The sequence below is a fragment of the Bradyrhizobium sp. genome, from assembly GCF_035701725.1.
In the GTDB taxonomy this organism is placed as follows: Bacteria; Pseudomonadota; Alphaproteobacteria; order Rhizobiales; family Xanthobacteraceae; genus Bradyrhizobium.
Genome location: NZ_DASSRP010000045.1, coordinates 1 through 10,432 on the forward strand (window position 1 = coordinate 1; position 10,432 = coordinate 10,432).

A 10,432-nucleotide genomic window follows, 5' to 3' on the forward strand; every position below is an offset into this window, starting at 1 on the left:
CGCTTGCGGGTTGCATGCAGACGGCCAGCCCGGTTGCGATGACGCCGCGCAACGACCTCGACAGCCTCGCTTACGGCCAGACCGCGCAATCTTCCTATTCAGTGGCCTCAAACGATTCCGGCGGCGCCATCAGCGCCGTTCGCGCCAGCTTTGCGGCCCCCGCACGCGGCAGCTACGCGCCGATGCCGGTCGCGGCCAACACACCCGCGCTAGCGAATGCCTATGCGGCGGCGCCTGCTCCGATGCACGATGCACCCTACCATCTCGATGCCGGCGACAGACTGCGCGTGGTGGTCTATGGCCAGGAAGGCCTCACCAATACTTACGCAATCGATGCCGGCGGCGCGATCACTATGCCGCTGATCGGTGCTGTCGCCGCACGCGGCAAGACGCCGGCCGGCCTGGCTGCCGACATCTCCGCGCGCTTGCGCAACGGCTATATCCGCGAGCCGTCGATCGCGGTCGAGGTCGAAACCTACCGCCCCTTCTTCATCTTGGGCGAGGTCGCCGCCCCCGGCCAATATCCCTACGTGCCGAACATGAGCGTCGAGAGCGCGGTCGCCATCGCCGGCGGCTTCTCGCCCCGCGCCAAACGCGACAGCGTCACGCTCACCCACAACGCCAGCCGCGTCATCGTCCCGCTCGGCACCTCCATCAGTCCCGGCGACACCATCCTCGTCGGCGAACGCTGGTTCTGAGAGATTGGCGTCATGCGCGGGCCTGACCCGCGCATCCATCCTTCCAAAGAGAACTTTTTGCTGATGGATGCCCGGATCACGTCCGGGCATGACGGATCAAATCCATTTTGGCTGGTGCCGGAACGTCGGTGCGCACGATATTCCGGGACGCGGTATGACAGCATCGCTGTCGCAACGCAAAACCGATGTTCGCGACATCGCGGGACGGATTTTCATTGCCTCTGGCATGGATCGCCATCATTCTTCGCAGCTGGCGCCGACCCGGTGGGTGCCGCTCCAACGATAATAAATGAGGTCCGCCGTAAGCGGCTTTCATGCACCGGCAGGGGAAGAAACCATGCCTAGTCTCAATATCAATGGACGGAATATGTCCGTCGAGGCGGCCAACGATACGCCGCTTCTGTGGGTCATCCGCGAGCAGTTGCAGATGACGGGCACGAAGTTCGGTTGCGGCGCGGGACTGTGCGGAGCTTGCACCGTTCACATCAACGGTGAAGCCGTACGCTCCTGCCAGACGCAGGTGGGAGACGCCGTCGGCAAGAAGATCACGACCATCGAAGGCCTGTCCGCCAAGGGCGACCATCCCTTGCAGAAGGCCTGGATTGCCGAGCAGGTGCCGCAATGCGGCTACTGCCAATCCGGCCAGATCATGCAGGCGGCCGCACTGCTGGCGAAGAATTCCAACCCGACCAAGGAAGAAGTGGTGGCGCACATGGACGGCAATCTCTGCCGTTGCATGACCTATTCGCGCATCCAGAAGGCCATCATGCGCGCAGCGACCGAAATGCGCACGGCCTCCAACGCCGGCAACGAGCGGAGGGCCACATGAATTCGCACGTGAAAATCACGCAGGACAAGTCGCAAGATAAATCCATCGGCGAGCCGCTCGATCTGAGCCGCCGCTCATTCCTCGTCGGCTCCGCAGCCGCAGGTCTGGTGCTTGGCTATTCGGCCGTCCCCGGCCTGCTCGGCGCCGACCAGGCATCGGCCGCGGCCGCCAACTTCGATCCCAGCGTCTGGTACTCGATCGCGCCGGACGGCATCGTCACGGTCACCAGCGGCAAGGCGGACATGGGCCAGCACATCGCCTCCACCATGGCGCAGATCATCTGCGAAGAACTCGGCGCCAACTGGAAGGACGTGCGCCTCCAGCTCGCGTCCAACGATCCGAAATACAACGATCCCGTGCTCGGCGCGCAGGTCACCGGCGGCAGCTGGAGCACGATGATGAACTTCGATGCGATGAGCCGCGCGGGCGCCGCAGGCCGCATTGCGTTGACGGAAGCGGCGGCGGCGATCATGGGCCTTCCGCCCTACTACAAGGACGAACTGGTGGTGCGCGAGTCCACCATCTCGCATCCGAAGTCGAAGAAGCAGGTCTCGTTCGCCGACGTCGTCAAGAGCGGCAAGGTCACCAAGACCTTCACCGCCGATGACCTCAAGGCGATCAAGCTGAAGACGCCGGATCAATACACCATGATCGGCGTTTCAGTCCCGCAGCTCGACATCCCTTCCAAGACCAACGGAAGCGCGAAATACGGCATCGACGTCATGCTGCCGGGAATGGTCTACGGCAAGGTCGTGACCCCGCCAGTGCGTTACGGCGCGACCGTGAAAACGGTCGACGACAGCGACGCCAAGAAAGTGCCGGGCTTCATCAAGGCTGTGATGCTGGAGGACAAGACGGCGACGACCACCGGATGGGTGGTGGCGGTGGCCAATACGTTTGCCGGCGCGACCAAGGCAGCCGAGGCGCTCAAGATCAGCTACGACAACGGCCCGAACGCCAAGCTGTCGAGCGATTCCCTGCTGGCCGAAGCCAAGCGGCTCCAGGGCCTCGACGATTCCGGACTGTTCTTCGTCAAGGACGGCGACACCGCGGCGGCGCTCGGCACCGCTGCGAAAGTGCTGGAGGCCGAATACACCACCAGCATCAATATCCATGCGCCGATGGAGCCGATGACGGCGGTCGCCGAGCAGAAGGGCGACATCTGGCACGTCTACACCGGCAATCAATTCGCGACACGCTCCGGCGCGATCGCCGCCGGCGCCGCCGGGGTCGATCCGAAGTTCGTGGTGATGCATCAGCAGTGGCTGGGCGGCGGCTTCGGCCGGCGTCTGGAGGGCGACATGCTGGTGCCGGCCGTGCAGGCGTCCAAAGCCGTCGGCAAGCCGGTGAAGATCATCTACACCCGCGAAAACGACATGACGATGGACTTCACGCGTCCGCTGACCTTCCAGAAGATCAAGGCCGGGCTCGACGGCGACGGCAGACTGGTGGCGATGAACCACGACGTGGTGGCGGCCTGGCCGACCAAGCGCTGGGGCATCCCGGCGTTCCTGTCGCCTTCGGTCGACAAGAAGGGCGCGCTTGATGCGTTCACCGTGAACGGTTCGGATTTCTTCTACACCGTTCCCAACCACAACGTTCGCGCCATTCTCAACGAGATGGCGCAGACGGCGACCCCTTCGGGTCAACTGCGGTCGGTCGCTCCCGGCTGGACGTTTTGGGCGGTCGAAAGCATGGTCGACGAATTGGCCCACGCCGCGGGCAAGGATCCGGCGCAATTCCGCATCGACATGCTCGACGGCAAGGGCGCCAATAACGGCGGCGCGCAGCGGCTGCGCAATACGCTGCTAGCGGCCATGGGCCTGGCCGGCTACGGCACCAAGCAATTGCCGAAAGGAGAGGGTATGGGCGTCGCCTGCGTCTCGTCGCAGGAACGCGCGACCGCAAGCTGGACGGCATGCGTGGCACATGTGGCGGTGGCGCCGAGCGGCGAGGTCAAGGTCAAGAAGCTGACCTTGGCGACCGACATCGGCACGCAGGTGCATCCTGACAATATCCGCGCCCAGGTCGAAGGCGCGGCATTGTGGGGCCTGTCGCTTGCGATGTACGAAAAGGCGACGCTCAAGGATGGCGGCATCGAACAGACCAATTTCGATAGCTACAAGCCGTTGCGGATGAGCCAGACCCCGGACGTCGCGGTTGCCGTGATCGCCAATGGTGAACCCGCCAGAGGCGTCGGCGAACCGGCGGTGACCGTGATCGCGCCCGCTTTGGCGAACGCGATCTATAATGCGAGCGGCGCACGCGTGCGCTCGCTGCCGATCACCGCCGAAGCGGTCAAGGCAGGGATGAAGGCGTAAACCCTTCGTCAACAAGTCCAAATACCGGCCGCCGGAAGCTCGCTTCCGGCGGCTTTTTTTAACGCTCACGATTACTTTCCGACGTTGGCACCGCCTTGCGGCATCCACCGGCCGCCGAGCCTGGAAAGTCGCGCTCGCGGGCCCGGAAATCAGCTCAAACGGCACGGGTTTCGTTGCACCGGGAAAGCCCGCTCATTCAAATTTTACCTTTAATGAAAGCCGCTCGTTCACGATCTCTCTTAAGGCTCGGGGAATGAGTTCTAGGTTAGGTTGCGATCACCGACCGCGCCTGACCAAAGAGGGGTTCATGTCAGCCGAAGCCACGTCCGCCAAGCGCCGCCTGCTGCTGGCCTCCGACGACCCCGATCAAAGCCGCGAACTGGAGCATATTCTTCAATCGGTCAGCGAAGTCCAAACGCTGTCGACGTCGGAGCTTCCCGACACGCCGGCCGATCAGATCTCCGGCATCGTCGTCGATATCAATCTGCGTTCGGCCGAGAGCGTGCAGCGGGTGCGCAACAAGCTGCGCCATGAATCCTATCGCACCATGCCGCGTCTGTTCGTGCTGGCCGATGCCCTGCATCACGGCTCGATGCAGGCCTGGGCGCTGGGCGCGACCGACACCATCGCCCGGCCGTTCGATGCAGCCGGCATCCTGCGCCGGATCCGCGCCGCCTTCCCGGACAGCGACAGCTATGACGCGAGCGACCGCGGCAAGACCTTGAACCGCGGCATCGCTGCCGCGCATGAAGTCATGATCAAGATCTTCAACAAACTGCCGGCGGGCGAGCCGCTGAAGTTCAGCGATGTCGTGCAGGCCGAAAACAAGATCATCAGGGCGATCAAACACTCCTCGTTGCGCGAGTGGCTGACGACGGTCGGCTGCCATCACGCCGACAGCTATCGTCACTGCCTGTTCGTGACCGGATTTGCGGTCGCCTTTGCACAGCATCTCGGCATGCGCGAGGACGACCAGCGCCGTCTGGTGCGCGCAGCGCTGCTGCACGATGTCGGCAAGGCGTTCATTCCGACCATGATCCTCGACAAGCCGGGCCTGCTTAGCGAAGAAGAAAAGAACGAGATGCGCAAACATCCGCGTCTCGGCTATGACGCGCTGGCGGCGCAAGGCGGCTATCCGCCGGAGATGCTCGACGTCGTCCTGCATCATCACGAGTTTCTCGACGGTACCGGCTATCCCGACGGTCTTTCCGCCAACGAGATCAGCGATATCGTCCGCCTGACGACCATCGTCGACATCTACGCGGCGCTGGTGGAATCGCGGCCCTACCGCATTCCGTTCACCCACGCCAAAGCGTTTTCGATCATGGAAAAGATGGAGGGCAAAATCGACCAGCATCTGCTCGTCGCCTTCCGTCCGGTGACGCTCGGAGCGTACTAAGACGCGCTTCCGTTTCAAGTCGCCATTACAGGGCGCATCAGCGGCGAAGAAATCCCGTCCTTTCCGGCTGCAATGCAAAGCTGGACCGCTTTGCTAGCGCTCGCAATGACACGGTACGGGTCTTAGCCAGCATCATTTCTCGTAGGACGAAATCTCGATCAGGCTGCCGTCGGGATCGCGGCAATAGACCGAGCGCAGCGCGCCGCGCGCGCCCTGCTTGGTCACCGGCCCTTCCTCGATTTTCACGCCGCACGCCTTCAGATGTGAAACGACTTCGTCGGGTGTGCTGTCTGTGAGGAAGCAGAGATCATCGCTGCCGGGCATTTCGTGATCGGCGGTGAACCATTCGACCTTGTCGGCGCCACGCGGCCGCACATTGATCTTCTGATCACCGAACATCAGCGAGGTTCTGACCGGCTTGCCGTGGCCGGGATCGAACACCCTGACTTCCATGCCCAGCACCATCCGGTACCAGTCGACGCTGCGCGCCACGTCGGCGACATTGATCACGATATGATCGAGCGCGTTGACCTTCACCGGCATCGAGAGCTCCGATTCCGAAGTTCGCAAGCAACCGCGGCAATTTCTGATGCGAACTTCGGAATCAGAAGGAGCCCTCGCAGATAACAGTTTCTGGTGCGGCCTTGAATTTGACGTTCCTATAACGAACCTGCCGCGAACTGGCAGGAACGTCAAATTCGCCGCGCCAGCGATCCTTTCGTCGTAGTTCATTGCAGCTTGGCTGCACGCTGCATTGTTTGTTACAACGCATTCAACAATAGCAATCCACGGCGGATTGGACACCGGGAGAAACGCATGGCCTCACGTCGCACCACCCTCAGTTTTGTCGCACTCGGCCTGTGCGCCCTTGTCCTGCCCGTCGGCGCGGCTTCGGCGCTCGACTATCCGACGCGCCCGGTCCGCTTTGTCGTCGGTTATCCCGCCGGCGGTTCCACCGACATCATCGCCCGCTTGATCGGACAGCGGCTGTCGGAGCGGTTCGGCCAGCAATTCGTCATCGAAAACAAACCCGGCGCCGGCAACAACATCGGCACCGAGACCGTGGTTCGGGCCGATCCCGACGGCTATACCGTGCTCCTGGTGAACCCCGCCAACTTCATCAACACCACGCTCTACGCCAATCTCAATTTCAATTTCGTCCGCGACATCGCGCCGGTCGCGAGCTTCATCCGCGTGCCCAACGTGATGACGGTGCCGCAGGATCTGCCGGTGAAAACCGTTGCCGACTTCATCGCCTATGTGAAGGCCAATCCCGGCAAGGTGAACCTCGCCTCCTCCGGTAATGGCACATCGGTGCATCTGTCGGGCGAAATGTTCATGGCGATGACGGGCGCGAAGATGTTGCACGTCGCCTACAAGGGCGCGGCGCCGGCAACCACCGACCTGATCAGCAACCGCGTTCAGGTGATGTTCGACAATATGCCCTCGATCATCGGCCACATTCGCGGCGGCAAGCTGCGCGCGCTGGCCGTGACGACGGAGAAGCGTTCGCCGGAATTGCCCGACGTGCCCACGGTCGGCGAGACCGTTCCCGGCTATGAGGCCAGCGCGTTGTTTGGAATGGGTGCGCCGGCCAAGACGCCGCCGGAAATCATCGCCAGGCTGAACAAGGAGATCAACGAGGTGCTGGCCGAGCCGGAGGTTAAAAAACGCCTGATCGAACTCGGCGGCGAGCCGCTGATCACCAAGCCGGAAGATTTCGGCACAATGATCAAGGACGAGACCGAGAAGTGGGGCAAGGTCGTCAAGTCCGCCGACATCAAGATCGAATGAGGTCTTACGCCTGCTTGTTGAGGCAAAAGCGAGTTTTGAAACTGACAAGGCCGGCACCACGTTTTTCGCGGCGCCGGCCTTGCCCTATTTTCTTGATTTTATCAGGTGCCGTTAGCCGCCGTCGCCGCGGTCTGAGCCGGAGCCTCCTGCTTCGGCGCTTCCGCGACCGGCGTCGCCGCCGGCTCGGGATCGAAGCCGAACAGTTCGACGAGGAACTTGTAGTATTTCGGCATCTTCTCCTTCAGCGCCGCGCGGGTCTTCGGCTCATGGATCGATTCCTTGCCAGCCAGGAAGACACTCGCGGTCACCGCGAAGAATTCCTGCGGGTTCGACATCGCGTACTCTTCCTTGGGCCAGATGTTCTTGCTGACGGCCTGGGCGTACATGGCCTTGATGCCGAGATTTTCCAATCCACCGCCCATCAGCTTGGCATGATAGGCGTGAAGCATCTCATGCAGCATGACCGGGTCTTCGGCATATTTCAGCATGTTCGGACGGAACTTGATGACGCCGGTGCCGGCATCAGCCGCGAGATCCATGAAGTTCGGGTTGCTCCAGCTCATCGAGTTGGAGTCCCAGACTGTGAAGGTGCGGTTACGCGCTGACGAATCCGGCGGGACCGAACCGTAGCAAGCGATCGGAGGCCCCATCTCGGTGCAGCCCATCTCGCTGGCGACGATCGGAACCGTGCGGAGGAATTGCATCACCTTCGGGCTAAGACCGGCGTTCTCGACTATATCGAGCTGTTTCTTCAAGAGCTCGACGATTTCCGCCTTGTCCTTGCGGTCGACGTTTTCGGAAAGATCGTAGATGTATCCCTTGTAGGTCTCGAAGCCAGCGGGCACTTCCGCGGCCGGCGTGACCTGGATGACGCGAGAGCCTGCCTCGGCAAAGCCGCAGACGAACGACAGCACGAAAACGATGGATGAAGTCAGAAACAGCCCACGCATGATTTTCCCCGGCCTATTGGTGTTTGCGATCGATGAGGACGTTTGGCCCCGTTATCGGCCGCACCATACAGAAGCGAACTTGCGGTGCCGTTTCGCCGGTCGAGCCAAGTTTCAGGGGAATGTTTCGTCGTCATTAACCACGGACGCCAACTCGCGGCCGCTACTTCAAAAGGACAGGCCCCTGCCTTGCGGGTGGAGGTGGGGGCGCCCGCACACCGCAGGCAAGGGCCTGTATCCGGACGCCTTTGGGGACGGCGCGCCAGAAACCTAGTTCAACGGATGGGCGATCGCACCACGCGCCATGCCGGCAGCAATCGGGCCAACCTCGAGGGCCGGTCGCAGCATTTTCGTCGTACGGATTTGGGGGATGGCGGTCACGCGCGATGCCGTCCCGTTATTCTGTCCAAGCTTGCCGTTCTGGATAGATAACGTGCGGATTCTCTCGCAGCGCTGGGCTCAAGGCATAACGCATAAGGTTTTACAAAAATGCTAAGCGGCATGGTTAAGGCGGCCTTACCATCGGACGATTGCCGACCGAATGCCCTATCCCGGACGGATCGCGGCGCCCGCTTTTGAGCGTCAGTCGAAGCTGAAGCCTTGCTTGCGCAGATAGGGCGCAAACGTCGCGCCTTCGGCTTTGACGGCCTGGCGCGCTTTGTCTTCCGACCAGCCGTAAAAAGCGGCCTCGCCGAATTCGTCATTGGATCTCTGCTGGGCCTTCGGAATGGCATGGATCGCATTTCGGCGGCGGTCATAGTCGTCGATGGCGGCTGCAAGCGTGCTATCGTCATACCGGTCGGTATGCGTCGTGACGCTGCGTGGAAGGCGAAGGCTGACAAAACCTGCGGCCGCGGGATAGCCCAGGCAAAGCCCCGCCACCGGGAAAACCAGATCGGGCAACTGCAGAATCTCGGCGACCCTGTCGGCCTCGTTGCGGATGACGCTGATCGGGCAGACGCCGAGGCCGCTCGATTCGGCGCAGAGGATCATGGTCTGCATCGCCAGCGCCGCATCGATGCTGGCATTGAAGAAACCTTCCAGCGTGCCGTTTGCAACCGCCTTGCCGCGCAACTGCCCGATCTGATGCAGCCGCCTGGCGTCGCCGAGAAACACAAAGAACGCCGGTGCGTTTGCGATCCACGGCATCGCCGGAAACAACGCGCCGATCGCATCGCGCTTTTTCGCATCGCGCAGCCGCAGGATGGAGACTTGCTGAAAATCCGATTTCGCCGAGGCGCTCAAGGCACAAGCGACAAGAAGATCCAGCAGCGCTTCGCTCGGCGCTTTATCGCTATAGCGCCGCACAGTTCTGCGCTGGAGAACCCGCCGCATCAGTTCGTTGTCTTCAGTGCCCTCCGCCGCAGGCCCGCCATCGCCAAAGCGACGCGACAACATCTCCGCCAACGTTGACATCAGCAAGCCTCCCTGTCGACGACCTAATTTTCGATTCAACCCGGGACCGCCGCGGTTTCCGCCTGTTTGGCGCGCGCCGCCACGACCTTTTGCATCATCGCGATGAAGTGCTTTTGCTCGGCTTTGCTTAGCCCTTCCAGCGTCTCATGATGCGCGGCGCGGGCCGATGCCTCGATCTGCCGCAGCAGGCGCTCGCCGGATCGGGTGAGCCGGCACATCTGCGCCCGGCGGTCCCGGCTGTGCACCGCGCGTTCGATAAATTTGCGGGACTGCAGCCGCTTAAGAGCGCCCGTCGTGGTGGTGCGATCGAGCATCACTTCCGCCGCCAGCGTGGTCTGGTCGGCGGTTCCGCACCGCGCCAGCGCGGTCAGCAGGCTGTATTGCAGCGGGGTGAGGTCGAAGGCCGCGCACTTCTGCTGAAACAATGCGACATGGATCTGATGCAGCCGCCGGATCAGGAAGCCCGGCCGCTTGTCCAGCGGCCAGGCGTTCCCGCGCTGCCGCTCAGCCTTGCCGCTGACGCCTGTCGTGGCCTTCCCTGCGCCCATGTGATGCACCTATGCTATCGATGCCGTTGCGGGCAAAATACGAAGTGTACTTCGCATTCGGCCGCCTCTATAATCGAGGTAAATCCAGCTTCGCCTCAAAGAGGAGATCTGCCATGTCCCCAGCCGCATCCGTCAATACCAGTTTCGACCTGCTCCTGCGCGGAGGCCGTGTGATCGATCCGGCCGCCGGGGTCGACGGCCTGAAGGATGTGGCGATCCGTAACGGCAAGATCGCCGCCGTGCAATCCGATATTCTCCCGGCCAGCGCCAAAGAAGTCATCGACGTCAGCGGCAAGATCGTGCTGCCGGGGCTGATCGATACCCATGCCCACGTCTATCAGTATGTCACCGGACGCTTCGGCATGAATGCCGATATGGTAGGCGTCCAGTCCGGCGTGACGACGCTGATCGATCAGGGCGGCCCGTCCTGCATGACGCTGCCCGGCTTCCGTCACTTCATCGCCGAACCGGCCAAGTCGC

Annotated in this window: 9 protein-coding genes and 1 pseudogene; 6 read left to right on the plus strand and 4 right to left on the minus strand. The window is 62.2% G+C overall.

Annotation, left to right across the window (positions count from 1 at the left end; genetic code table 11):
- From VFL62_RS02390 to VFL62_RS02405, 4 genes are all read left to right on the plus strand, one after another.
- Positions 1-698, plus strand: a 698-nt coding sequence (locus tag VFL62_RS02390; RefSeq protein WP_325170781.1) for a polysaccharide biosynthesis/export family protein, incomplete at its 5' end; no start/stop codon positions are given.
- Between the two features lie 337 nt (positions 699-1,035).
- Positions 1,036-1,527: a (2Fe-2S)-binding protein gene (locus VFL62_RS02395; protein ID WP_325170782.1), complete on the plus strand. Its 492-nt coding sequence runs from the start codon at positions 1,036-1,038 to the stop codon at positions 1,525-1,527.
- Positions 1,524-3,848, plus strand: coding sequence for a xanthine dehydrogenase family protein molybdopterin-binding subunit (locus VFL62_RS02400; protein ID WP_325170783.1), 2,325 nt, complete (start codon positions 1,524-1,526; stop codon positions 3,846-3,848). The genes VFL62_RS02395 and VFL62_RS02400 overlap by 4 nt, the downstream gene beginning before the upstream one ends.
- Positions 3,849-4,155: 307 nt before the next feature.
- Entirely contained in the window at positions 4,156-5,247 is a 1,092-nt protein-coding gene (locus tag VFL62_RS02405) for an HD-GYP domain-containing protein (protein ID WP_325170784.1), read from the plus strand.
- A gap of 132 nt (positions 5,248-5,379) precedes the next feature.
- Here the strand turns inward: VFL62_RS02405 and VFL62_RS02410 are convergent, their stop codons facing one another.
- Complete coding sequence (locus tag VFL62_RS02410; protein ID WP_325170785.1) at positions 5,380-5,790, minus strand: VOC family protein; 411 nt, start codon at positions 5,788-5,790, stop codon at positions 5,380-5,382.
- Between the two features lie 273 nt (positions 5,791-6,063).
- Between VFL62_RS02410 and VFL62_RS02415 the strand changes: the two genes are divergently transcribed.
- On the plus strand, positions 6,064-7,041 hold the full coding sequence (locus VFL62_RS02415) for a tripartite tricarboxylate transporter substrate binding protein (RefSeq protein WP_325170786.1): 978 nt from the start codon (positions 6,064-6,066) through the stop codon (positions 7,039-7,041).
- Positions 7,042-7,142: 101 nt separating this feature from the next.
- Here the strand turns inward: VFL62_RS02415 and VFL62_RS02420 are convergent, their stop codons facing one another.
- From VFL62_RS02420 to VFL62_RS02430, 3 genes are all read right to left on the minus strand, one after another.
- A complete protein-coding gene (locus VFL62_RS02420; RefSeq protein ID WP_325170787.1) occupies positions 7,143-7,991 on the minus strand; it encodes a hypothetical protein in 849 nt (282 codons plus the stop codon).
- Positions 7,992-8,570: 579 nt separating this feature from the next.
- Entirely contained in the window at positions 8,571-9,404 is an 834-nt protein-coding gene (locus VFL62_RS02425; RefSeq protein WP_325170788.1) for a nitroreductase family protein, read from the minus strand.
- Between the two features lie 35 nt (positions 9,405-9,439).
- Positions 9,440-9,952 (minus strand): MarR family winged helix-turn-helix transcriptional regulator, encoded by a 513-nt coding sequence (locus VFL62_RS02430; RefSeq protein ID WP_325170789.1) that lies wholly within the window; start codon positions 9,950-9,952, stop codon positions 9,440-9,442.
- 113 nt (positions 9,953-10,065) lie between these two features.
- Between VFL62_RS02430 and VFL62_RS02435 the strand changes: the two are divergent.
- Positions 10,066-10,432 (plus strand): annotated as a pseudogene (locus VFL62_RS02435) (amidohydrolase/deacetylase family metallohydrolase); the annotation flags it as partial.

Excerpts from the sequence above, each read along its gene's own strand:
- VFL62_RS02425 (WP_325170788.1), bottom strand. The coding sequence starts at position 9,404 with ATGTCAACGTTGGCGGAGATGTTGTCGCGTCGCTTTGGCGATGGCGGG.
- VFL62_RS02400 (WP_325170783.1), top strand. The coding sequence starts at position 1,524 with ATGAATTCGCACGTGAAAATCACGCAGGACAAGTCGCAAGATAAATCC.
- VFL62_RS02405 (WP_325170784.1), top strand. The coding sequence starts at position 4,156 with ATGTCAGCCGAAGCCACGTCCGCCAAGCGCCGCCTGCTGCTGGCCTCC.
- VFL62_RS02430 (WP_325170789.1), bottom strand. The coding sequence starts at position 9,952 with ATGGGCGCAGGGAAGGCCACGACAGGCGTCAGCGGCAAGGCTGAGCGG.
- VFL62_RS02410 (WP_325170785.1), bottom strand. The coding sequence starts at position 5,790 with ATGCCGGTGAAGGTCAACGCGCTCGATCATATCGTGATCAATGTCGCC.
- VFL62_RS02395 (WP_325170782.1), top strand. The coding sequence starts at position 1,036 with ATGCCTAGTCTCAATATCAATGGACGGAATATGTCCGTCGAGGCGGCC.
- VFL62_RS02420 (WP_325170787.1), bottom strand. The coding sequence starts at position 7,991 with ATGCGTGGGCTGTTTCTGACTTCATCCATCGTTTTCGTGCTGTCGTTC.
- VFL62_RS02415 (WP_325170786.1), top strand. The coding sequence starts at position 6,064 with ATGGCCTCACGTCGCACCACCCTCAGTTTTGTCGCACTCGGCCTGTGC.